Raw genomic sequence first — 22,754 nt, forward strand, 5'->3', positions numbered from 1 at the left:
TCGCGGAGTGCTCCGTTGCGCTATCACCGCGCGCGGCGCACCTCGCCCCTCGCTTCACACCCGGCCCATCGCAAAACCCTTGGCGATGTAGTGCCGCACAAACCAGATGACGATCGCACCGGGCACGATGGTGAGCACACCGGCGGCCGCCAGAGTGGCCCAGTCCATGCCGGAGGCGGAGACCGTGCGAGTCATGGTCGCCACAATCGGTTTGGCATTGACGCTGGTCAGCGTACGTGCCAGCAGCAGCTCGACCCAGCTAAACATGAAGCAGAAAAACGCCGCCACACCAACGCCGGCCTTGATCAACGGCAAAAATATGCGCATGAAAAAACGCGGGAAAGAATAGCCGTCGATATACGCGGTTTCATCAATTTCGCGCGGAATGCCGCTCATGAATCCTTCGAGAATCCAGACCGCAAGTGGCACGTTGAACAGCAGGTGCGCCAACGCCACGGCAATGTGGGTGTCCATCAGCCCCACCGTGGTGTACAGCTGAAAAAACGGTAGCAAAAACACCGCCGGAGGTGTCATGCGGTTGGTCAGCAGCCAGAAAAACACGTGTTTGTCGCCGATGAAGCTGTACCGTGAAAACGCATACGCAGCTGGCAAGGCCACGGTGATCGAAATCACGGTATTGATCGCCACATAGATCAGCGAGTTGATGTAACCCGAATACCAGGACGGATCGGTAAATATCGTCCGGTAGTTGGCCCAGGTGAACTCCTGCGGGAAGAAAGAAAAGCTCGACAGGATTTCCGAGTTGGTCTTGAAACTCATGTTGACCATCCAGTAGATGGGCAACAGCGCAAAAACGATGTAGGCAACCAGGAACAGCGTCCGGGCCTGGAAGCGGGGCTTATTCACCGGTAGCCTCCTTGGTGGCTGTGCCCACCCGCTGCATCCAGTTATAGAGGATGAAGCACAGCAGCAGGATGATCAGGAAGTAAATCAGCGAGAAGGCCGCCGCGGGCCCCAGGTCAAACTGGCCCACGGCCTTTTGGGTCAGGTATTGCGACAAAAAGGTGGTGGCATTGCCGGGCCCGCCCCCGGTCAGCACAAAGGGCTCGGTGTAAATCATGAAGCTGTCCATGAAACGCAGCAACACGGCGATCATCAATACGCCGCGCATCTTGGGCAGCTGGATATAGCGAAACACCGCGAACTTGCTGGCACCATCGATACGCGCCGCCTGGTAATAGGCGTCGGGTATGGATCGCAGGCCCGCATAGCCCAGCAGGGCCACCAGCGGGGTCCAGTGCCAGACGTCCATCACCAGCACCGTGATCCACGCATGCAGTGCGTTACCGGTGTAGCTGTAGTCAAAACCCATCTTCTGCAGCACCATGCCCATCAGCCCAATGTCTGCGCGACCGTAAATTTGCCAGATGGTGCCGACGACATTCCAGGGAATCAGCAGGGAAAGTGCGACCAGGACCAGTACCAGCGAGGCTTTCCAGCCGTCGGCAGGCATGGACAAGGCCAGCGCAATACCGAGCGGAATCTCCACAGCCAGCACGGCAAACGAGAACGTGAGCTGTCGCCAGAGTGCGGCATGCAGGTCTTCGTCGCGCATGACGGCGGCAAACCACTCGGTGCCGACGAACACCCGCCTTTCCGGAGAGATGATGTCCTGCACCGAATAGTTGACGACAGTCATCAGAGGCAGAATGGCCGAAAAGGCCACGCAAATGATGACGGGCAACACCAGCAGCCAGGCCTTCTGGTTGACTGGTTTGGTTGTTGTGCTCATGCCACCAACTCCTCATCTTTGTAGAAGCAGGTATGTGCACCCAGCACCTGCAGCCAGGCCGTGTCGCCGGCCTTCGGCGCGGCAGCCTCCGGGTTCAGGCGCACCTTGACGGTGGCTTCACCCACCCTGCACGTCAGCATCACGTAGGTACCAATGTCCTGAGCACGCGTGATCGTCGCCGGCAGGGCGCCAGACGCACCAGCCTGCGCCAGGCTCACGTATTCAGGACGAATTCCCAGTTTGTACTCGCCATCGGGCAGTTCACGACCGGCTGGCAGCGTCAGCGCATGGTCGGCAATACAGATGGAATCACCAGTCACACGCAGCGGCAGAAAGTTCATGCCCGGCGACCCGATGAAATGCCCTACGAAGGTGTGTTGCGGACGCTCAAACAGCGCATCGGCCGAACCGACCTGCACCGCGCGACCACGCGTCATGACAATCACCTGTTCGGCAAAAGTCAGGGCCTCGACCTGATCGTGCGTGACGTAGATGAGCGTCAGTTTGAGTTCATGATGAATCTGCTTGAGCTTGCGTCTTAACTGCCATTTGAGGTGCGGGTCGATCACGGTCAGCGGTTCGTCGAAAAGCACCGCCGAGACATCAGAACGCACCAGGCCACGCCCCAGCGAAATTTTCTGTTTGGCGTCGGCGGCAAGGCCTGCCGCACGCTGGTTCAATTGCCCGCTCATCTCCAGCATTTCGGCAATCTGGCCCACACGTTTCCTGATCTGGTCTTCGGGCACCTTGCGGTTTCGCAACGGGAAAGCCAGGTTTTCAGCGACGGTCATGGTGTCGTAAATCACCGGGAACTGGAACACCTGGGCGATATTGCGCTGCTGCGGGCTGGCAAGCGTCATGTCGCGGCCATCGAACTTGACACTGCCCTGAGACGGCGCCAGCAGCCCCGATATCACGTTGAGCATGGTGGTCTTGCCGCAGCCCGAAGGGCCCAGCAACGCGTAGGCGCCGCCGTCCTCAAAGGTCATTTTCAGCGGCAGCAAGGCATAGTCGGCATCCCCAGCGGGGTTGGCCTTGTACGAGTGCGCCAGGTCGAGATCAATTCGCGCCACAAGCACCTCCCGCATGGCGTTGCGGCGCCACCAGCAATACACCGGCAGCATCAAACACGTAAACATGACCCGGGTACAAATACAACTGGATGGTCGCGCCCAGATCAAAGTAATGCACGCCCGTCAATTGCGCCACCAGCTCGCCCACCGCCGTACTCACATGCACAAAAGTGTCCGAGCCGGAGATTTCGGCCAGCTCGACCCTGCCGGACAGTGTGACGTCGTCGTCGCGCGCGGTTTCGCGCAAGGCGCTTGCGCGCACACCGACAGTCAAGGCAGGTGACGCGCCCGCGGGCAGCGCGATGACAAGTTCGGCTCCTCCGGTCAGCCGCACGCCTCTTGCAGTGGCTGTGGCAGCAATCAGGTTCATGGGCGGGTCGCTGAAGGCGCGTGCCACACGCAGCGACTTTGGCGAATGGAAAACTTCGGCGGTGGGCCCGTATTGCAGCAACTCCCCGCCGTCGAGTACGGCGGTGTAGCCGCCCAGCAGCAAGGCTTCGCCAGGCTCTGTGGTGGCGTAGATCACGGTGGAATCACCTGCTGCAAACAGCTGCGTCAGCTCCTCGCGCAGCTCTTCGCGCAATTTGTAGTCCAGGTTGACCAGCGGCTCGTCGAGCAGCATCAGGGGAGCGCCCTTGGCCAGCGCGCGCGCCAGTGCCACACGCTGCTGTTGCCCACCCGAAAGCTCGGCGGGGTAGCGGTCCAGAAACATCTCTATATGCAGGCGCGTGGCAATCTCCCGCACCCGCACATCAATGTCTGCCTCGCGCCGCAACTTGAGCGGCGACGCGATGTTGTCCGCCACCTTCAACGAGGGGTAATTGATGAATTGCTGATAAACCATCGCGACATTGCGCTCGCGCACCGACATGCCGGTCACGTCAGTTCCGTCAACCCGGACCCGGCCGGTACTCGGCACGTCCAGCCCCGCCATGATGCGCATCAGGCTGGTCTTGCCCGCTTGCGTGGCGCCCAGCAGCACCGTGACTTCCCCCGCGCGCGGCGCAATCGTCATCTCGTGAAGCCAGCACTCAGGCCCCACTTTTTTTGTGATGTTGTTGAGGACCAGCTCCATCACGCGTCCTTCAAAGCGGACAGCCGCGCCAGAATCCTGCAAGGAAGTAAGTACAAAATAAATCTGCCTGTTTCGATTTCTTTCGATTTTTCTTCCTTTCTGACCGTTTTGAATAGATAGTTTCCCTTATTTGTTTCTTTTTGTTTCGATATACAGTCCAAACATCCACTACAAAACATGAGCTTGAACTCCAATCCCCGCCAACTCAAGCTTCTGGAAGTGGTCCGCGCACGCGGGTCTGTCACCGTCGAGCAACTCGCCGACACGCTGGAAGTCACGCTGCAAACCGTGCGGCGCGACGTGCAGCGCCTGTCAGAAGCCGGTCTGCTGGCGCGTTTTCACGGCGGTGTCCGGGCTCCCAGCTCGACGATTGAAAACCTGGCACACCGCCAGCGGGAAAGCCTCAACGCCGACGGCAAGGCACGTATCGCCCAGGCCGTCGCCCGCGAGGTGCCCGACAACTGCTCGCTGATCCTCAACATCGGCACCACCACTGAAGCCATTGCCCGCGCACTGATGCACCACAAGGGTTTGCGCGTCATCACGAACAACCTCAATGTGGCGGCCACCCTGAGCGGCAACCCCAGTTGTGAAGTGATCGTGGCCGGGGGCGTGGTACGGGCGCGGGATCGCGGCATCGTCGGCGAGGCGGCCGTCGATTTCATTCGCCAATTCCGCGTGGACATAGCGCTGATCGGGATCTCGGGTATTGAGGCCGACGGATCGCTGCGCGACTTCGATTACCGCGAAGTGAAAGTGGCCCAAGTCATCATTGAACATGCCCGCGAGGTCTGGCTGGCCGCTGACAGCAGCAAGTTTCACCGGCCGGCCATGGTTGAACTGGCCACACTGTCGCAAATCGACCGGCTGTTTACCGACCAGCCCCCACCCGAGCCCTTTCCGGCCCTGCTGGCCGAAGCCGGGGTAAGCTGCGACGTCGCCCACCCCTGAGCAACCCAGCCCCACTTTCCGCGCCACCGCCATGACCTACCTGCTCGCCCTGGACCAGGGAACCTCCAGTTCCCGCAGCATTGTGTTTGATGAGGGCGGCCACATCGTCGCCCTGGCCCAGCAGGAGCTGCCACAGATTTACCCCAAACCGGGTTGGGTCGAGCATGACCCGATGGAGATCTGGCGCACGCAACTGGCCACCGCGCGCGAGGCGCTGGCCAAAGCAAAGATCAAGGCGCAGGACGTCCGTGCGATCGGCATCACCAACCAGCGTGAAACCACTGTGCTGTGGAACCGCAAGACAGGCCAGCCGATTCACCACGCCATCGTCTGGCAGGACAGGCGCGCCGAAGCCACCTGTGCCAAATTGCGCGAGGACGGCAAGGCTACCTTGATTCAGCAAAAAACCGGCCTGCTGATTGACGCCTATTTTTCCGGTACCAAGCTCAAATGGCTGCTGGACAACGTGCCGCAGGCCAGACAGCAGGCCGCGCGCGGCGAGTTGGCTTTTGGCACGGTGGACAGCTGGTTGATGTGGCAGCTCACCGGCGGCAAGTTGCATGCCACCGACGTCACCAACGCCTCGCGCACCATGCTCTTCAATGTACGCAGCAATACCTGGGACGCCGAGCTGCTGGCCTTGCTGGACATCCCCGAGAGCCTGATGCCTCGGGTCATGCCTTCGAGCACCCACTATGGCGACGTGTCGCCTGACATATTGGGCGCCGCCATACCGATTGGTGGTGTTGCTGGTGACCAGCAAAGCGCGCTCTTCGGCCAGGCCTGCTTCAAGGAAGGTATGGCCAAAAATACCTACGGCACCGGCTGCTTCATGCTGATGCACACCGGCCATAAATTTCAAACCTCGCACAACGGCCTGCTGACCACCAGCGCGGCGCAGGTAACCCCGCAGACGGAATACGCGTTTGAAGGCAGCGTGTTTGTCGGCGGTGCCGTGGTGCAGTGGCTACGCGACGGCCTGCATGCCATCAAGGGCAGTGGCGAGGTGCAGGCGCTGGCGCAAAGTGTGCCGGACTCCGGCGGCGTAATGATGGTGCCAGCCTTCACCGGCCTGGGCGCTCCCTACTGGAAGCCTGAAGCACGCGGCACCATCACCGGGCTGACACGCGGCACCACCGTGGCCCACATTGCACGTGCCGCGCTTGAAAGTATTGCCTACCAGAGCGCGGCCCTGCTGCAGGCCATGAGCCGCGACGCGGTGGCCGCCGGCGCAGCGCCGGTGGCCGAGTTGCGGGTTGACGGCGGCGCGTGTATCAATGATCTGCTGATGCAGTTTCAGGCCGATCTGCTGGGCATACCCGTGGTGCGGCCCGCCGTGACCGAAACCACGGCCCTGGGTGCCGCCTACCTGGCCGGGCTGTCCAGCGGCGTGTACGCCAGTACCGATGAGCTCTCTGCCATGTGGCGCGCCGAGCGCCGCTTTTTACCCACACTCAGCGCAAGCCGCGCTGCGGAACTGATGGCGCAGTGGGAACATGCGGTGCGGCAAACCGTTTCTCTTTAGGGACCTGTCACATCGCGCGGTGGTTTAGGGCGCTAGACTCGCGCCATGCCCTGCCGCCCCGCGCCCCTGACAGTCAGCACGCCATGGACCCGGCGCCAGGCGCTGGGTTTTGGCGCAGGCGCCGCGCTGGCCGTTTGTCTGCCGCGCCACGCCGCAGCACAGCGGCCCAGGGCGCGGCTGCGACTGATTGGCGAGGCCCGCCTGCCGCACCGGCTGCAGTTTCAGGGCACCACCGTGGGCGGCTTGTCGGGCATAGATCATGACCCGGTGAGCGGCCTGTATTACCTGATCAGCGACGACGGCTCCAGCTTCAACCCGGCGCGGTTTTACACAGCGCGCATCGCACTGGAAACCAACCGGCTGGGCGCGCCAGAATTGACCGCCGTGACCACCCTGCGCCAGGCCGACGGCAGCACTTACCCCGCAGCGCTGCACGGCATTCAGGTGCCCGACCCCGAAGCGATTCGCTGGCGCGCATCCAGCCAAACACTGCTATGGACCAGCGAAGGCCATGCCCTGACGGGTGCAGCCCCGGCGCTGCGTGAAAGCCGGACCGACGGTACGTTGCTGCGTGAGTTCGCCCTGCCGCCCATGTTTGACTTTCAGCTCACCCAGGGGCCGCGTATCAACCTGACGCTGGAAGGTCTGGCGCTGAGCCCGGACGGCAACCGCGCCTGGGTCGCCATGGAAGGCCCCTTGCGCCAGGACGGCCCGGTGCCGACCGTGCAGGCACCGGGCGGGCCATGCCGCTTTACCGAAATTGACCTGACCAGCGGCAAGGTGCTGCGGCAAATCGCTTACCTGCCCGACGCCATCCCACGTGCGCCGCTGCCCCCGGCCACCCATGCCGATAACGGCGTGACAGAAATCCTGATGCTGGATGACCACCGCCTGCTGGTGCTGGAGCGGGCCTACATGGCAGGGCACGGGCCTGACACCGCCAATTCGCTGCGTCTGTACTTGATTGACACACGGGGCGGTACGGACACCTTGAACCTGCCAGCCCTGCAGCCCGGCAATCACCAGCCGGTTGTCAAGGTATTGCTGGCGGACTTTTCGGCATTCACGGGTGCAGGCCCGGGCCCGCGGCTGGACCGCCTCGACAATAGCGAGGGCATGTGCTGGGGCCCACGGCTTGCCAACGGCAACCGCAGCCTGCACGTTATCAGCGACGACAATTTCGGTCCGCGCCAGATCACCCAATGGCTGGCCTTTGAATTTCTTGATTGAGTACACGCATGACTTCAGCAACCGCAAGCACCGCCTCTGAATCTTCCGGGATCATCGCCTTCATCGGCGGCGGCAACATGGCCAGCGCCATCATTGGTGGCCTCTTGAAACAAGGGCGGCCGGCCAGGCAGATCCAGATCGTCGAACCCTGGGCCGAGCAGCGTAGCAAGCTGGCCGCTGATTTCGGCATCACCGCGCAAGCAGAGCCCGACGCCGCGCTGGCAGCAGCAACTCTGGTGGTTTGGGCTGTCAAACCGCAGACCTTCAAGCAAGCCGCGCAGCAGGCCGGCCCGCACACCGGCCAGGCCCTGCACCTGAGCGTAGCGGCCGGCATCCGCTCAGGCAGCATCGCCGGCTGGCTGGGCAGCGAGCGCATCGTGCGCGCCATGCCCAATACCCCGGCGCTGGTTGGCAAGGGCATGACCGCCCTCTTCGCCCGGCCAGCGGTGACGGCAGCGGACCGGTTGGCGGTCGAGGGCGTGATCCAGACCACCGGCGCGTATTTGTGGCTGGAGCAGGAGGAAGCGCTTGATGCCGTGACAGCCCTCTCGGGGTCGGGCCCGGCCTATGTGTTTTATTTCATCGAGGCCATGGTGCAGGCGGGCACCGAGATGGGCCTGAGCCGCGCGCAGGCGCACCAGCTGGCCGTCGGGACTTTTGTCGGCGCGTCGGCGCTCGCAAAAGCATCGAGCGAGCCACCCGAGACACTGCGTGAACGCGTAACCTCCAAAGGCGGCACCACCTACGCGGCGCTGACCGCCATGGAACAAGCCGGGGTAAAGCAACACTTCATGCAGGCCATGCACGCAGCCCGGCAACGCGCTGCGGCACTTGGCGACGAGTTCGGCACCAGCTGAGATTTATGAATAAAAAGAGGCCTCAGCCCATATCCAGCGGGCGCTCGCAGCTATATTTTTTGTAGCAAATTCGTCTCTAGCTGCCGACCAACAGATAGGACAGCGCAATACCGGCAAACAGCGTGAAGCCCAGCCAGTGGTTCAGCCTGAAGGCCCTGAAACAATCCTCCCGCTCGCGCTTGCGGATCAGCCAGACATGCCACAGTGCCTGCGCCAGCGCAAGCACAACCGCTATCAAATAAATAGCTGCTTGCGCAATATGCACAAGGGCTACAGCCCAGATTGACAGGTAGATCAGGTAGCTGACGAACACCGCCGCCACATCAAAACGACCCAGCGTGATGGCCGAGGTTTTCATGCCAATCTTCAGGTCGTCGTCCCGGTCCACCATGGCGTATTCCGTGTCGTAGGCGATCACCCAGAACAGATTGCCCAGCAGCAGCAGCCAGGCCAGCGCAGGCACACGCGCCTGCACGGCGGCAAACGCCATCGGGATGCCAAAGCTGAAGGCCACGCCCAGCACAGCCTGCGGCATGGACACAAAGCGTTTGGCGTACGGATAAATCAGTGCAATGGCCAGCGCGGCGAAGGACCACAAAATGGTGGTCTTGTTGGTGGTGAGCACCAAGCCAAAGGCCAGCAGCGCCAGCACCGCTCCCAGTAGCAAGGCCTCTTTGACGGATACCGCGCCGCGCGTCACCGGCCGCTGGGCGGTGCGTTTGACGTGGCGGTCAAAATCGCGGTCGGCGACATCGTTGACGCAGCAGCCGGCGCTGCGCATGAGGATGGTGCCGAGCGTGAACACCGCAATCAGGTGCCAGCCCGGAAAGCCATGCGACGCCACCCACAGCGCCGACAGCGTTGGCCACAGCAGCAAGAGCCAGCCAGCCGGGCGGTCCCAGCGGATGAGTTCAAGGTAAAGACGCAGTCGGCTTGTCACCCGGCGATGTTAATCGCTGCCGGAACTCACTCTTCCAGCAAGGAGCGCAGCATCCAGGCGGTCTGCTCGTGCACAGTCAGACGCTGCGTCAACAGGTCGGCGGTTGGCTCGTCACTGGCTTTGTCGGCCAGCGGGAAAAGTTCGCGCGCGGTGCGGGCAACGGCTTCGTGGCCCTTGACCAGAATACGCACCATCTCCATCGCCGGCGGCGGCTTGACCGGCACATCCGGCAAAGAGGTCAGACGGCCAAACTCCGCATAAGAGCCGGGCGCGTGATAACCCAGCGAACGAATGCGTTCTGCCACCGGGTCCACCGCGGTCCACAGCTCGGTGTACTGCGTCATGAACATCAGGTGCAGCGTGTTGAACATCGGGCCGGTCACGTTCCAGTGGAAGTTGTGCGTCGTCAGGTAAAGGGTGTAGGTATCGGCCAGCAGGCGGCTCAGGCCCTGGGTGATGGCCGCGCGGTCTTTTTCACTGATGCCGATGTTGATGGGCGGAGCGCCGGTGCGGCTGGCGGTCGAGCTTTTTTTCGGGGCGGATTTGGGCATGGCGATTTTTCCTCCAAACAAAGTTGAATTTCACTTTAAGCAATCAGGCGGCTCACGGCAACAGTCAAAGTGCATCGCCTTGACAGGCATCATGAAATGCCCGATGACTTCGCTCAGGACAGCCGCGTCACCCCCGGCAGCTCACAGGCGTAAATCGCGTTGCGCAAGGCTGCAATCGCCTCATACCGCGTGAAGCTGCGGCGCCAGGCCAGCACCACCCGGCGCGTCGGTACATGGCCTTCAAACGGCAGGTACTTGATATACGACGGCAGTTCCGGGGCTTGATTAATTCTGGACTTCGTCGCAGGCTTGACCGGAGGCAAGAGGGCCTCTTTGGGCACACTCAAACGCGGCACAAGTGTGACCCCCATGCCGGCGGCCACCATGTGTTTGATGGTCTCCAGCGACGAGCCCTCAAAGCTCTTGCTGATGCCTTCTGCATAGCTGGAAAAACGTGCAAATTCGGGGCAGACTTCCAGCACATGGTCGCGAAAGCAGTGACCGTTGCCCAGCAACAGCATGGTCTCTTTTTTCAGCTCCTCGGCGGTGATGCTGCTGCGCGCCGCCAGCGGGTGGTTGCTGGGCACGGCTGCCATGAAGGGTTCGTCATAAAGCGGCGCAATCGCCAGATTGGCGTCGGGAAAAGGCTCGGCCAGAATCGCGCAATCAATCTCTCCGGTGCGCAGGGAGTCGATCAGCTTGACCGTGAAGTTCTCCTGCAGCATCAGCGGCATTTGCGGGGTCTGCGCAATCGCCTGGCGCACCAGATCCGGCAGCAAGTAGGGGCCAATGGTGTAGATGATGCCCAGCCGCAGCGCACCCGCCAGTGGGTCTTTGCCCCGCTTGGCAATATCGCGGATGTTTTCAGCTTGCTCCAGCACACTTTGCGCCTGGCGCACGATCTCTTCGCCCAGCGGCGTCACCGTGATTTCGTTGGCGTTGCGCTCGAACAGCTTGACCTGCAGCTCTTCTTCAAGTTTTTTGATGGCCACGCTCAGGGTCGGCTGCGAGACGTGGCAGGCTTCTGCACCTTTACCGAAGTGCTTTTCGCGGGCGACGGCTACGATGTACTTGAGTTCGGTGAGCGTCATGGGCTTATTGTGCGGCTTTTCGAGCGGATAAGTTGCCGCGGCGGATGTTTGCCAACCAGCCGGGACTCGCCCCGGCGGGCGACTTACTTTTCTTTGCTTCGCCAAAGAAACCTAAGGAAAAGAAAGGCGACCCGATGGTCTGGGTCCCTTCGCTTCGCTACGGGCAACCTGCGGTGCTCGGTAAAAGCGGGGTCTTGCTCGAACTCGCTTCGCTCAAACAATCGCAAGCCCTGATCCGCTTTTACCTGCGCTCCTCGGCCCAGCCCGACGGGTGGAGGAGGAGAAGACAAACAGCCAGATACGAATACGGACCCCAATCCGGAGTCGAAGAAGCGCGCAGCGCTTCTTCGACGGGAATCCCAACAGTCCGTCATGTTTGCACACGCGCGCAGCGCACGCGGTCAAATGGGGCGCCCTTCCATCGCCCAGCGGGGCGAGAGAAGGGCGGGGGGTTGGGAGTGGGAAGTTACGCCTACTGCCCAAAGCAAACCGTAGGCGCAGCGTGATGCAAATACCGACCAGCTACTCAAGCCTTCAAAAACTCCGCCTTCCCGCCCAGCCACCGCAAGATATGCCGATGCGCAAGGTCCGGGTACTTGTCCAGCATCACTGGCGCCAGCTCCCGCGCCCAGGCCAGCAATTCCGAATCCGTCGCCAGATCAGCAAAGCGCAACAGCGGCGCACCGGATTGGCGAGCACCCAGAAACTCACCCGGCCCGCGGATCTCAAGGTCACGCCGGGCGATCTCGAAACCGTCCTGCGTTTCGACCATGGCCTTGAGCCGGGCCCGCGCGGTTTCGCCCAGGCGCGGGGCTTCGCCGGTGGAATAGAGCAGCACACAGGCTGACGCGGCCGCACCGCGCCCCACGCGGCCGCGTAGCTGGTGCAACTGGCTCAAGCCAAACCGTTCGGCATGTTCAATCACCATCAGCGAGGCGTTGGGCACGTCCACACCCACCTCGATCACCGTGGTGCTGACCAGCACGCCGAGATGGCCGCCGGTGAACTGCGCCATCACGGCCTTCTTTTCAAGCGGCGGCATGCGCGAATGCAGCAGGCCGACCTGCGTGCCGGGCAATGCCGCTGTCAAGGCTTCATGCGTCTGCGTGGCGTTGATCAGGTCCACCGATTCACTTTCTTCAATCAGCGGGCAGACCCAGTAGACCTGCCGGCCCTCGGCGAGCTGTCCGCGTATGCGTTCCACCACCTCGTCGCGCCGCGCTTCGGCCACCACTTTGGTGACGATGGGGGTGCGGCCGGGCGGTAGCTCGTCAATCGTCGAGACGTCCAGGTCGGCGTAATAACTCATGGCCAGGGTGCGCGGGATAGGGGTGGCGGTCATCATCAACAGATGGGGTTCCTCTCCGCCCTGCGTCATCTTGCTGCGCAAAGCCAGCCGCTGCGCCACGCCGAAACGGTGCTGCTCGTCGATGATGGCCAGCGCCAGGTTATGGAAAACCACCTTGTCCTGGATCACCGCATGGGTGCCAACGACCAGGCTGGCTGCGCCGCTTGCAATCATGGCCAGCGCCTCGCGCCGCTCTTTGGCCTTCTGGCTGCCGGTCAGCCAGGCGGTCTGTATGCCCAGCGGCTCCAGCCAGCCGATCAGTTTGCGAAAGTGCTGCTCAGCAAGAATTTCCGTCGGTGCCATCAGCGCACACTGCCAGCCCGCGTCGATGCAACGCACCGCGGCCAGCGCCGCCACCACGGTTTTGCCGGAGCCGACATCCCCCTGCAGCAAGCGGTGCATGGGCAGGTTCTTCTGCAGGTCAGCCGCAATTTCGGCGCCCACACGTTGCTGAGCGGTCGTCAGCCGAAACGGCAGGCGCTCCAGCAGTTGCTCATGCAGCGTGCATTGCGGGCCGTGCACAGGCGAGCGCAAGGCTGGCGCGCGCATGGCGGCACGCACACGGCGCGCCTGCAGTTGCGACAGTTGCTGGGCCAGCAACTCTTCGGCCTTGAGCCGCTGCCACGCCGGGTGACTGCGGTCTTCCAGCGTGGACGGCAACACATCCGGCGTGGGTTGATGCAAAAATAATAGCGCCTCACGCAGGCCGGACAAGGGCTGCGGCATGTTTTTATTCAAAAACTGCTCTGGAATGGTCTCCGACAGGTCCGCACGGGCCAGCCCGCCAAGTACCGCCTTGCGCAGATAGGCCTGCGGCAGGCCAGCGACCGTGGGATACACCGGCGTCAGCGCCGTCGCAAGATCGCCGCCAGCGACGCGAAAGCCCGGGTGCACCATTTCACGGCTGACAAAACCACCGCGGATTTCGCCGCGCACCCGCACGCGCGCACCCACGCTCAGTGTTTTCTGGTGCGAGGGGTAAAAGTTGATGAAGCGCAGCACACAGGTATCGCTGCCGTCATCGACCGTGACGCGCAACTGCCGGCGCGGGCGGAAGGTCACCTCGCTGTGGGTCACCTGGCCTTCGATCTGCACCATGTCGCCGTCACGCGCATCGGCCAGGCGAGTGATGCGTGTTTCGTCCTCGTAGCGCAGTGGCAGGTGCAGCGCCAGATCGATGTCGCGGCGCAGACTCAGTTTGTCCAGCGCTTTCTGCGGCTGGGATTTGGCGACCGAAGCGCTACCCGTCCCACCCACAGCAGGTGGCGCCTTGCGGGGTGAAGCAGCGGGGGGCGACATGGGACAATTGTGCCTTCATGAACACGCCCTTCAAGCTCAGTGACTTCGATTTCACACTCCCCGACGAGTTGATCGCCCAGCATCCGGCCGCCGAACGCAGTGCCTCGCGCCTGCTGGACGGCCGCAGCGCCAGCCCTGTGGACCGGCGTTTTACCGAGTTGCCGGACCTTCTGCAGCCCGGCGATCTGCTGGTACTCAACGACACCAAAGTGGTCAAGGCCCGACTGTTCGGGCAAAAAAGCAGCGGCGGGCGGCTGGAGCTGCTGATCGAGCGGGTGCTGTCACTCTCGCCGGATGCCGGTCACGAAGTAGCGGCCCACATGAAGGTCAGCAAGAAGCCGCTGCCGGGCGCCGTTTTGCAGATGGACGGCGGCTTTAGCGCCACCCTGCTCGGCCGCTGGCCCAACAAGGACGGCCCGCTGTACCACTTTGCCCTCAGCAGCGACCCCTACGCACTGATGGAAAGCCATGGCCATGTGCCGTTGCCGCCCTACATCACCCACAGCGACTCGGCCGACGACGAACGCCGCTACCAGACCGTGTTTGCCAAAAACCCCGGCGCGGTTGCCGCACCAACGGCCGCCTTGCATTTTGACGAGACCGTACTGAATCAGTTGGCAGCGCGCGGCATCCAGCGCGCCCACGTGACACTGCATGTGGGCGCCGGCACCTTTCAGCCGGTGAAAGCGGAAAACATTGCCGACCATGTGATGCATTTCGAACGTTTCGAGGTGCCCGAAGCAACCCTGCAGGCGATTCGCGACTGCAAAGCGCGCGGTGGCCGGGTGCTTGCGGTGGGCACCACCTGTGTGCGTGCGCTGGAGTCTGCGGCCAGGTTTGGCCCTGAGTGCAAGGACACCAATATCTTCATCACGCCAGGTTTTGACTTCCAGGTCGTGGACCTGCTGCTGACCAACTTTCACCTGCCCAAAAGCACGCTGATGATGCTGGTCAGCGCCTTTGCCGGCTACGACCACATCATGGCGCTGTACCAACACGCCATCGCGCAGCGTTACCGCTTTTTCAGCTACGGCGACGCCATGCTGCTGCAACGCAGCACCCCTGAGACAATCGCTCCATGCTGAATTTTGAAGTTTTGAAAACCGACGCGGCGGACGGGGCGTACCTCGGCTCCCACGCCCGTCGCGGCACCCTCAGCCTGAACCACGGCGTGGTGCAGACGCCTATCTTCATGCCGGTGGGTACTTATGGCACGGTCAAAGGTGTGATGCCGCAGTCGCTGCACGAGATGGGCGCGCAAATCATCCTGGGCAACACCTTTCACCTGTGGATGCGGCCGGGGCTGGACGTGATGCAGCAGTTCGGCGGTCTGCACAAATTCGAGAGCTGGAACAAACCCATCCTCACCGACAGCGGCGGCTTTCAGGTCTGGTCGCTCGGCGAGATGCGCAAGATCTCTGAAGAAGGGGTGAAGTTCGCTTCACCCGTCAACGGAGACAAGCTGTTTCTGACGCCCGAAATCTCGATGCAGATCCAGACCATCCTGAACAGCGACATCGTGATGCAGTTCGACGAGTGCACGCCCTACGACACCAAGGGCCACATCACCACCGAAGCCGAAGCACGGATCTCGATGGAGCTCAGCCTGCGTTGGGCCAAACGCTGCGTTGAGGAATTCACCAAGTTGCAGAACCCGAATGCCTTGTTCGGCATCGTGCAGGGCGGCATGTTCGAAAACCTGCGCCAGGAGTCTCTCGATGCACTGGTCGAACTCGACCTGCCCGGTTATGCCGTCGGCGGTGTCAGCGTCGGCGAGCCGAAGGAAGAAATGCTGCGCATCATGGCGCACACGCCGCATCGCCTGCCCGCCAACAAGCCGCGCTACCTGATGGGGGTGGGCACGCCGGAAGACCTGGTCGAAGGTGTGGGCGCAGGGGTAGACATGTTCGACTGCGTCATGCCAACGCGCAATGCGCGCAACGGCCACATGTTCACGCGTTTTGGCGACCTGAAAATCCGCAATGCGCGCTACAAGACCGAAGACGCACCGGTGGACGCCACTTGCAGCTGCTACACCTGCAAGAATTTCAGCCGTGCCTACATGCACCACCTGGACCGCTGCGGCGAAATGCTGGGCCCCATGCTCAGCAGCATCCACAACCTGCACTACTACCTGAACCTCATGCAGGAAGTGCGCAGTGCGCTCGATGCCGGAGAATTTGGCGCCTTTGTGCTGCAGTTCCGGCAGGACCGGCAACGCGGCGTCTAGTACTGCTTCAACCTCAGGACATTTCATGCAATACCGCCGCCTCGGAACCAGCAACCTGCAAGTGTCCGCCCTCTGCCTGGGCACCATGATGTTTGGCCTGCAGACGCCGGACGACGAAGCGGCACGCATCGTCGCTTCGGCCAAAGACCATGGCATCAACTTCATCGACACCGCCGATGTGTACAACGAAGGCCGGTCCGAAGCCGTGCTGGGCAAAATCCTCGCCGGGCAGCGCCACGACTGGGTGCTGGCCAGCAAACTCGGCAACAAGGCGGGTGAGGGTATCAACCAGGGCCACTATTCGCGGCAGTGGTTGTTGTCGCAGACCGATGCCATCCTGAAACGCCTGGGCACGGACTACCTGGACATCCTCTACCTGCACCGCGACTATCCAGACGAGAACTACGACGAAACCGTGCGCGCCCTGGGTGACCTGATTCGCGCCGGAAAAATTCGCAGCTTTGGCCTGTCCAACTTCCGCGGCTGGCGCATCGCCGAGATCATGCGTGTCTGTGAAAAAACCGGCACGCCACAACCCGTGGTCTGCCAGCCGTATTACAACCTGCTCAACCGCGGCCCCGAAGTCGAAATTTTGCCGGCCTGCGGCCACTACGGACTGGGTGTGGTCCCCTACAGCCCGCTGGCGCGCGGCGTGTTGACCGGCAAATACCCGCCCGGCCAGCCGCCAGCCGCAGATACGCGCGCCGGCAGCGGCGACAAACGCATTCTGGAAACCGAATTTCGCGAAGAGTCGCTGCTTATTGCCCAGAAGATCAAGGCGCGCTGCGAGGCCAAAGGCTGGGTGCCCGGGCAGTTTGCAGCCGCCTGGGTGCTGGCCAATCCGCTGGTCAGCTCGGTGATCGCCGGGCCGCGCCTGCTGTCGCACCTGGAAGATGTTTACGGCGCGGTGGATCTGGTGCTGGACAGCGAGGACGAGGTTTTCGTCAACGAACTCGTCATCCCGGGCCACGCCTCCAGCCACGGCTACAACGACCCGAGTTATCCTTTTTTCGGTCGTCCATTGAACAAGATTGCTATTTAATTCATAGCTGCTTGCGCTTGCTGCACAAGGGCTGAGGCCGTTTCAGACCCCAACCCTGGTGTATCTTACTTCTGGAACAAGACCAGGCGTGTCTCGGTGGCAGTCATGCCGTCTTTGCCGGCAGTCATCTGTATTTCATACCGCGTACCAGGCAGCGGAAACTGCGGCGCGAAGCTGAAGGAGAAATTGCCGTTGCCGTCGGCCTGGACCCGCTGCGTCAGCAAATCCTGGTTCAGGCCAAAGAGACCCGCCAGCGCGCCTACTGCACCGACCTTGACGTCCACCACCGCACCCGGCGCGGTACGCCCGCGCACCACCACCGGGCTGCCTTCCACCGATGCGTTGTTGGTATGGCTGCTGACCTGCAGCAGCACCGTGGCAGGCGCCGCACTCACGGCAGGCGTGACCTCAAAGTTCCAGGCCTGACGCACGGCGTTACCCGCCAGGTCCTTGGCGGTGACGTCCATGGTGTAACGGCCTGGTGCCAGGTCAGCCCGGTAGGTAAAAAACTGCGGTGTGATCTGCGTCTCGGCAGTGACGTTGCGGCCCGACAGCATGAGGCGAACACTTTTGGGGTCAACCCCCACACCACCGGCATCGTCAAAAGTGCCCGACACCGAGGTGTTGGCGCTACGGACCACCACCTCGCCTTCACGCGGGGACATGTTGCGGATCACCGGCGGTTTGGCATCGGTGAGCAAAGCCTGCGTTAGCGTGGATGTCACGGCCCGGTCGCCCAGGCGCAGCGTGGCCACCACCGGGCGCGAAGGCGCCAGGTTGTCGAGCCGGCGTATGGTGTAGGCGCCCTCATAAACACCAGGGCGCACTTCGCGCATGGGCACGTTGTTGACAACGCCCGGGATATCAAACTCGGCTACGCCGCCGGCCATGCCGTTCAGCGTGAAACGCAGCTCGGCGCCGGGCTCCAGCTTGTCGATCGGCGCTACCGAGAAGCGGTCAATTTTCAGGCCAGCGGGCGCAGTTGCCACGCTGGTGTCGCCCATGCCCGCCGGAAAGGTGTAGTTGGCAGCAGTCGTCCGGTTGCGCACACGCAAGGTCGCGCGGATTTGACTGTTTTCTTCAACCCGGTCCTGGCGCCTGACGGTATAGCTGCCGGTGTACACGCCGCGCTCTGTTTCCTTCAGGACCAGCGTGCGCGGAATGCCGCGAATCGTCAGACTGACCTGACCCCGGGGCGTGCCCTCCACCGTAAAGTCAAGCTGGGCGCCGGCGCGCAATCCGCTGTCGCTGCCGACCTGCATGGAGCGCAGCTGCGGCGCTGCCGGTTGCGCCAGGGCCGTGCCCGGCAGTCCAAGCAAAACGGTGGTGGTGGGAAGCAGCAGGAAGAGGGCTGCAACTTGACTGCGTAGATGTTTTTTCATGATGGTCAAACCTTGTAGTTAGGTTTGACGACTCTGCGCGCGGCGCCGGCCTGCCGCTGTAGGCGCAATTGGCCGATGCGGGTAGGCCGCCAGCGCGCTCTCAGCCTGAAGAACCGTCGCCTTCAGCGCGCGTTGGCGGCACTGCCGAATGGTCGCCCCTGGCGCCGCACGCATGGCAAAACTTGGCAAACGCGCTTTTGCGGGCGCTGCAAACGCCGCAATTATCAAACAGGCCAATGCCGCAATGCGGGCAAAAATCAATCGCGGTGTTTTTCAGATCCACCGCCCGTTCGCAACCCGGACACACGCCTTTGGAGAGCCGCGTCAGCGCCGTGTCGTAACTGAGTTCTTCACGGCGTTGTGCATCCGGCAGCTGCTCGGCCAGCTTCTGCTTTTCCAGGTAACGGTTCAGGGAAACAATGGCTTGGCGGCCCACCAGCACTGTGACGACAATGCCCACGATGTAACGCACATAGCCGCCGTAGCTGGGCAGGTAGGGCACGAGCTCCACAAAAAAAGCAAACAACGCAAAAAGGATGAAGCCCCAGACAAAAGGCCAATACGTCCCCTTGCGCTTTTTCACAAACAGCCACCCAGCTACCACCAGCAGCGGCAAGGTCAGCGCCAGGCGGTATAAAAACACGCGCAACTCCTGGGCACGCATCGCGCTTCGCCATTTGTCTTGCGCCACACGCTCAAGTTCCCCCAGCTGCTCGCGCGAGCGACCGGCGCCCTGGCTGGCATCAAGCGCCTTTTGCTGCTGGGTCTCCATGGCTGCCAGCGCTTGCCGCTCGGCCGCCTTGAGGCCGTCGAGCACCCGGGTACGTTCGACCAGTTCCGGGTCTTGCCCGGCCAGCGCAGTGGCGCGTCGCGTGGCCAGCCAGTTGCCGAAGGTCTCGCTGGCCGTGCGTGAATTGGCCTGGGCCACCTTGAGTTTGAGCCTGGCCTGCTCCAGCGCCTCTTGCGCATCACGCCCGTTGCGCTCAGCCGCCTTCAGGCCATCGCGCAGTTGCGTGGCGGCTGGCTGCTCGATGAAGTCGTCCACACCCAGCGATTTTTCAACCTGCGGCAGATCGCCCACCACGGTGCCGCCCAGACCAATCAGAAAAGCAGCAAACACCAGCGCCACCAGCCACAGGCCGCGCTGAAACCATTTTTCGGACAGTCGCAATGCTTTGCTCATGGAATGACCTCGGGATTTTTGAAGAAATTCAGTGGTCAGCGCCGCCGCCCACTGCTGAGACTATTCAGCCGCCGCAGTAAACACCGTCAACACGCCGGTATAGCCATAGACATGGTGTCTGGCGATCTCGCCACCGGCAAAAAATCCGACCAGAGGCACGTCGCCCAGGGCGCGCCGCACAATCTGCAGCTCGGCGCTGGGGGCGCCGAAATGGGGGCCGCCGCGGCCGGCACAACTGACGTAGATGGCGCCGGCGATACGTCGGGCCGGGTGCGGCGCCGATTCAGCCTCCGGGGCGCTCAGTGCACTGGCTACTTCGAGGGTCACTTCCTCCGGCTCCAGTTCTTCGCGGATTTCGGCGCAGACGCGGACCAGGTCGGCGCGCGCCACGACAGCGTTGCGCTCACAAAAAGCCAGCTTCATGCCAACCAGCGGCAGCTCGGCAATCGCGATGCCCTTGCGGGCCGGGTCCAGCCCGATGATGTGGCGCACCAGCACATCGGCACTGAATTGCCCCGGGCGCTGGATACGACCGTCCTGCAGAGCGGCCTCTGCACTGCGCAGTCCCACCAGGGTGGTACGCACTTTTTCAAGCGCTTCCCGTGGACTGTCGAGTGACACCCCCAGATCGGCCAGCATGACATCCAGCGCGCTGTTGCCGTCCAGCCCGGTGACGACGTTGGCGTCACAGGCGGTGATCTCGTGTTCGCGCGATATCGGCTGGCAACCCTGGGTCACGCGCGACATCAGGGCGGCCCCCTGGGCAAAAGCGACACCACTGAGGCCGCCGCTGAACACCCCGCCCGCCGCCCCCTGCCCCTTGACATTGCCGTTACCGCTGAGCGCAAACTGGACTGCACTGCTGCGGCTGGAGGCCAGCCCGCCAAACACATAACCACTGCCTGTACGCTGCGCCATCTCGGCTATCAGTTCGGCCACATCGGGCGTGCTGGCATCGGCATGCACCAGTGCGGTATGGGCCTGAAAATGGCTGGCGCCTGCAGGCGGCAGGGGCGAGACGCCGGAGAACACCCGGTACTGGTCGCTGGGCAATTCGCACAGCATGACAGCGAGCGCCGGTTCGTCGAAATATTCGACGTTATTGGCCGCAATGCCGATACCCACCGTGCCCGCCCAGTCGGTGATTTCAGGCAGCTCGGCGCCGACAAAATCCAGAATGTCCTGCGCCTGCGCGGCGTAATGGTCAGTGATGTAGAGCAGACCCAGCGAAGGCGCACTGGCATACCCGGGCAGAGCCATCAGGGCGCGCAGTTGGGCCAGTACCAAGCCGGCGGCCATCTGCCATTGCGGGTGAGTGGCGTGACCGTAAGGGAAAAGTTTCATGGTGCTGAGACGATGGTGATGTGTTGGCGCCAGGCGCCGACCCGAATGTCAGGAAGTAAACCGCGCCCTCAACGCTACATCAACGCGCTGTTTTCCGCGCCGTCTTGCGCGGAGCAGCCTTGGCCTTTGGTTTTTTCGCAGGCGCTGCGGTTGGCGTAGGCCACGCCTGGCTGCTGCGCAGCGCGGTGTCCATGGCAGAACGGGCGCCCTTGGCAACTGTCCGGCTCGCGGTATCAGCCATGCCTCTGGCCAGGCCGCTGGCCATGCCGGTCGCGGTTTTCATCGCGTCCTTGGCCAGACCGGTCGCCATGTTTTTGGTGGCGCTCATCGTGGTCTTCCTGGCCGCGTCCTGCATGGCTGTGGTGGCGATGCTCTGAAACTGCTGGGTCAACGCCCCCCACCACTGCATCGGGTCCACCACACCGGGGGCAGGGGCCGCCGCTTTGGCGCTGCCCGTTCTGGACCTGGTGGGGGCTGCACGTTTCCCGGCAGTGGCCTGAAAACCGGTAGGCGGAATTTCAAGGCCGGAGAAGGACTTGGCCTTGTCGGCAACTTTTTGCACGCCGCCCGCCACGGTGTCTGCCACCTTGAGCTTGAAGGCATTGGCGACGTCGCCCATGTTGAAGTTCATGCCCTTGAGCGTGGCCAGTGTCATCTTCTGCACCTCCAGCGCCTGGATGGTGGCCTTGAGCGCCATGGCGTTCTGATCCAGCCAGAACTGCACCGCCTTGAGCTCTTCAATGCGTTTGTCCAGCTCCTCGACATTGAGCGTGGGTGCGATCCAGTTGCCCAGGTTAGGCAACTGGGGAATCTTCTGGGTCGCGGTGTCGGTTGCCTGTTTGGCCAGGTTCTGCAAAAAATCAAAACCAGGGACCATCTTGCCGAAACCGGCGAAGGAAGAATTGTCGGCGTCGCTCATGTCTGTCTCCTGGTGTTGTTGTGGACGTGTGAAAAGTTCACGATGCTTTCATTGTGCAGGGTCGCGGCGCCACGTCAACCCGTTTTATCGGCCAGCACCTTGTTGAGCCGCTCTCACAAGCAAAATCAGCCTCCAGCCCATATAGCAATTGCACAAGCAGCTATCAGTTTTATAGCAACTACGCAGCGCCAGGGCCGTAGCTGGGGGGCCGGCGCTCGCGCAGGCTGACCACGCCTTCGCGCACATCGGGCCCCGCAAAGCCCATGAACTCCAGCGCCAGCGAGGCGTCAAAGGCCGGCCCAGCCTGGCGCAGCCAGTTGTTCAGCGCGTATTTGGTCCAGCTGATGGCGGTTTGCGAACCGGCAGCCAGGCGGTCGGCCACCTCATAGGCCTTGGGTAGTAACTGGGCCTCGTCCACCGCCAGCGACACCAGACCGATGCGCTCGGCTTCTTCGCCACTGATGGGCTCGCACAGCATCAGGTAGTACTTGGCCTTGGCCATACCGCAGAGCAAGGGCCAGACAATGGCAGCATGGTCGCCCGCCGCCACACCCAGCCGGGTATGGCCATCAACAATCTTCGCGCTTTTGGCGGCAATCGAGATGTCGGCCAGCAAACCTGCCACCAGCCCTGCGCCTACCGCCGGGCCATGCAGGGCGCTGACAATCGGTTTATCGCAGTTGATCACGTTGTAAACCAGGTCGCGCGCTTCTTTCCAGACGCGGGTTCGGGTGGCAAAGTCGTCGGCCATGTCCTGCACCAGGGCCAGGTCGCCGCCGCCGGAAAATCCCAGCCCCTCACCGCGCAACACGGCGCAGCGCACCGAGTCGTCGCTGCCCACGTCGCGCCAGATCTGTGCGAGCTCACGGTGACCGTCGTGGCCGGCTGTGGGCAGCTTGCCGTTGGCTGCTTTCATCTGAATGTCCAGCACCGCGCCGGCCACGCCCCGGCGGGTGATGTG

General features: G+C 62.5%; 20 protein-coding genes. 7 read left to right on the forward strand and 13 right to left on the reverse strand.

The window, feature by feature from the left end; all coding sequences use genetic code 11:
* Positions 1–54 precede the first annotated feature (54 nt).
* From Q8L50_RS11895 to Q8L50_RS11910, 4 genes are read right to left on the reverse strand one after another with little or no spacing between them, the layout of a single operon-like run.
* Positions 55–867, reverse strand: coding sequence for a carbohydrate ABC transporter permease (locus Q8L50_RS11895; RefSeq protein ID WP_305348841.1), 813 nt, complete (start codon positions 865–867; stop codon positions 55–57).
* Positions 860–1,753, reverse strand: a complete 894-nt coding sequence (locus tag Q8L50_RS11900) for a carbohydrate ABC transporter permease (RefSeq protein ID WP_305348842.1) — start codon at positions 1,751–1,753, stop codon at positions 860–862. Before Q8L50_RS11900 ends, Q8L50_RS11895 begins: the two co-directional genes overlap by 8 nt.
* Entirely contained in the window at positions 1,750–2,826 is a 1,077-nt protein-coding gene (locus Q8L50_RS11905) for an ABC transporter ATP-binding protein (protein ID WP_305348860.1), read from the reverse strand. Before Q8L50_RS11905 ends, Q8L50_RS11900 begins: the two co-directional genes overlap by 4 nt.
* Positions 2,813–3,901 carry an ABC transporter ATP-binding protein gene (locus Q8L50_RS11910; protein WP_305348843.1) on the reverse strand — a complete coding sequence of 363 codons (1,089 nt, stop codon included), beginning with the start codon at positions 3,899–3,901 and terminating at the stop codon, positions 2,813–2,815. The genes Q8L50_RS11905 and Q8L50_RS11910 overlap by 14 nt, the downstream gene beginning before the upstream one ends.
* 183 nt (positions 3,902–4,084) lie before the next feature.
* Here Q8L50_RS11910 and Q8L50_RS11915 point away from each other — a divergent pair, with 183 nt between their 5' ends.
* The 4 genes from Q8L50_RS11915 to proC are packed head-to-tail and all read left to right on the forward strand — an operon-like array spanning position 4,085 to position 8,464.
* A complete protein-coding gene (locus Q8L50_RS11915; protein WP_305348844.1) occupies positions 4,085–4,852 on the forward strand; it encodes a DeoR/GlpR family DNA-binding transcription regulator in 768 nt (255 codons plus the stop codon).
* 31 nt (positions 4,853–4,883) lie between these two features.
* Positions 4,884–6,377, forward strand: a complete 1,494-nt coding sequence (glpK, locus tag Q8L50_RS11920; RefSeq protein WP_305348845.1) for a glycerol kinase GlpK — start codon at positions 4,884–4,886, stop codon at positions 6,375–6,377.
* Between the two features lie 45 nt (positions 6,378–6,422).
* Positions 6,423–7,607, forward strand: coding sequence for an esterase-like activity of phytase family protein (locus Q8L50_RS11925; RefSeq protein ID WP_305348846.1), 1,185 nt, complete (start codon positions 6,423–6,425; stop codon positions 7,605–7,607).
* A gap of 8 nt (positions 7,608–7,615) precedes the next feature.
* Entirely contained in the window at positions 7,616–8,464 is an 849-nt protein-coding gene (proC, locus tag Q8L50_RS11930; RefSeq protein ID WP_305348847.1) for a pyrroline-5-carboxylate reductase, read from the forward strand.
* A gap of 76 nt (positions 8,465–8,540) precedes the next feature.
* Here proC and ubiA read toward each other — a convergent pair whose 3' ends face one another.
* From ubiA to recG, 4 genes are all read right to left on the reverse strand, one after another.
* Complete coding sequence (gene ubiA, locus Q8L50_RS11935; RefSeq protein ID WP_305348848.1) at positions 8,541–9,404, reverse strand: 4-hydroxybenzoate octaprenyltransferase; 864 nt, start codon at positions 9,402–9,404, stop codon at positions 8,541–8,543.
* 26 nt (positions 9,405–9,430) lie between these two features.
* The gene (locus Q8L50_RS11940; RefSeq protein WP_305348849.1) at positions 9,431–9,955 is read right to left on the reverse strand and encodes a Dps family protein; all 525 of its coding nucleotides are present in this window, start codon (positions 9,953–9,955) and stop codon (positions 9,431–9,433) included.
* Positions 9,956–10,068: 113 nt separating this feature from the next.
* Positions 10,069–11,046 carry a LysR substrate-binding domain-containing protein gene (locus Q8L50_RS11945; protein ID WP_305348850.1) on the reverse strand — a complete coding sequence of 326 codons (978 nt, stop codon included), beginning with the start codon at positions 11,044–11,046 and terminating at the stop codon, positions 10,069–10,071.
* Between the two features lie 526 nt (positions 11,047–11,572).
* Positions 11,573–13,693 (reverse strand): ATP-dependent DNA helicase RecG, encoded by a 2,121-nt coding sequence (gene recG, locus Q8L50_RS11950; protein WP_305348851.1) that lies wholly within the window; start codon positions 13,691–13,693, stop codon positions 11,573–11,575.
* Between the two features lie 17 nt (positions 13,694–13,710).
* Here recG and queA point away from each other — a divergent pair, with 17 nt between their 5' ends.
* Genes queA through Q8L50_RS11965 form a run of 3 tightly spaced genes read left to right on the forward strand, consistent with a single transcriptional unit; the run spans position 13,711 to position 16,965 of the window.
* Positions 13,711–14,778, forward strand: a complete 1,068-nt coding sequence (gene queA / locus Q8L50_RS11955; RefSeq protein ID WP_305348852.1) for a tRNA preQ1(34) S-adenosylmethionine ribosyltransferase-isomerase QueA — start codon at positions 13,711–13,713, stop codon at positions 14,776–14,778.
* Positions 14,772–15,923 (forward strand): tRNA guanosine(34) transglycosylase Tgt, encoded by a 1,152-nt coding sequence (gene tgt, locus Q8L50_RS11960; protein ID WP_305348853.1) that lies wholly within the window; start codon positions 14,772–14,774, stop codon positions 15,921–15,923. Before queA ends, tgt begins: the two co-directional genes overlap by 7 nt.
* 25 nt (positions 15,924–15,948) lie before the next feature.
* Entirely contained in the window at positions 15,949–16,965 is a 1,017-nt protein-coding gene (locus tag Q8L50_RS11965; protein WP_305348854.1) for an aldo/keto reductase, read from the forward strand.
* A gap of 65 nt (positions 16,966–17,030) precedes the next feature.
* On the opposite strand, the gene Q8L50_RS11970 is transcribed toward Q8L50_RS11965, so the two are convergent.
* The 5 genes from Q8L50_RS11970 to Q8L50_RS11990 form a co-directional block, all read right to left on the reverse strand.
* Complete coding sequence (locus Q8L50_RS11970; RefSeq protein ID WP_305348855.1) at positions 17,031–18,347, reverse strand: Ig-like domain-containing protein; 1,317 nt, start codon at positions 18,345–18,347, stop codon at positions 17,031–17,033.
* Positions 18,348–18,447: 100 nt separating this feature from the next.
* On the reverse strand, positions 18,448–19,530 hold the full coding sequence (locus tag Q8L50_RS11975) for a serine endopeptidase (protein ID WP_305348856.1): 1,083 nt from the start codon (positions 19,528–19,530) through the stop codon (positions 18,448–18,450).
* Between the two features lie 60 nt (positions 19,531–19,590).
* Positions 19,591–20,874, reverse strand: a complete 1,284-nt coding sequence (locus tag Q8L50_RS11980; protein WP_305348857.1) for an FIST N-terminal domain-containing protein — start codon at positions 20,872–20,874, stop codon at positions 19,591–19,593.
* Positions 20,875–20,953: 79 nt separating this feature from the next.
* Complete coding sequence (locus tag Q8L50_RS11985; RefSeq protein WP_305348858.1) at positions 20,954–21,793, reverse strand: PhaM family polyhydroxyalkanoate granule multifunctional regulatory protein; 840 nt, start codon at positions 21,791–21,793, stop codon at positions 20,954–20,956.
* A gap of 178 nt (positions 21,794–21,971) precedes the next feature.
* On the reverse strand, positions 21,972–22,751 hold the full coding sequence (locus tag Q8L50_RS11990; protein ID WP_305348861.1) for an enoyl-CoA hydratase/isomerase family protein: 780 nt from the start codon (positions 22,749–22,751) through the stop codon (positions 21,972–21,974).
* Positions 22,752–22,754: the final 3 nt, after the last annotated feature.

The organism is Polaromonas sp. (genome assembly GCF_030680935.1).
GTDB lineage: Bacteria > Pseudomonadota > Gammaproteobacteria > Burkholderiales > Burkholderiaceae_C > Polaromonas.

Bases quoted from the DNA above. Each gene is read 5' to 3' on its own strand.
- Q8L50_RS11985 (WP_305348858.1), bottom strand. From the start codon at position 21,793: ATGAGCGACGCCGACAATTCTTCCTTCGCCGGTTTCGGCAAGATGGTC.
- Q8L50_RS11970 (WP_305348855.1), bottom strand. From the start codon at position 18,347: ATGAAAAAACATCTACGCAGTCAAGTTGCAGCCCTCTTCCTGCTGCTT.
- Q8L50_RS11940 (WP_305348849.1), bottom strand. From the start codon at position 9,955: ATGCCCAAATCCGCCCCGAAAAAAAGCTCGACCGCCAGCCGCACCGGC.
- Q8L50_RS11945 (WP_305348850.1), bottom strand. From the start codon at position 11,046: ATGACGCTCACCGAACTCAAGTACATCGTAGCCGTCGCCCGCGAAAAG.
- Q8L50_RS11900 (WP_305348842.1), bottom strand. From the start codon at position 1,753: ATGAGCACAACAACCAAACCAGTCAACCAGAAGGCCTGGCTGCTGGTG.
- recG (WP_305348851.1), bottom strand. From the start codon at position 13,693: ATGTCGCCCCCCGCTGCTTCACCCCGCAAGGCGCCACCTGCTGTGGGT.
- tgt (WP_305348853.1), top strand. From the start codon at position 14,772: ATGCTGAATTTTGAAGTTTTGAAAACCGACGCGGCGGACGGGGCGTAC.
- proC (WP_305348847.1), top strand. From the start codon at position 7,616: ATGACTTCAGCAACCGCAAGCACCGCCTCTGAATCTTCCGGGATCATC.
- Q8L50_RS11910 (WP_305348843.1), bottom strand. From the start codon at position 3,901: ATGGAGCTGGTCCTCAACAACATCACAAAAAAAGTGGGGCCTGAGTGC.
- Q8L50_RS11975 (WP_305348856.1), bottom strand. From the start codon at position 19,530: ATGAGCAAAGCATTGCGACTGTCCGAAAAATGGTTTCAGCGCGGCCTG.
- Q8L50_RS11965 (WP_305348854.1), top strand. From the start codon at position 15,949: ATGCAATACCGCCGCCTCGGAACCAGCAACCTGCAAGTGTCCGCCCTC.
- Q8L50_RS11980 (WP_305348857.1), bottom strand. From the start codon at position 20,874: ATGAAACTTTTCCCTTACGGTCACGCCACTCACCCGCAATGGCAGATG.
- Q8L50_RS11925 (WP_305348846.1), top strand. From the start codon at position 6,423: ATGCCCTGCCGCCCCGCGCCCCTGACAGTCAGCACGCCATGGACCCGG.
- queA (WP_305348852.1), top strand. From the start codon at position 13,711: ATGAACACGCCCTTCAAGCTCAGTGACTTCGATTTCACACTCCCCGAC.
- glpK (WP_305348845.1), top strand. From the start codon at position 4,884: ATGACCTACCTGCTCGCCCTGGACCAGGGAACCTCCAGTTCCCGCAGC.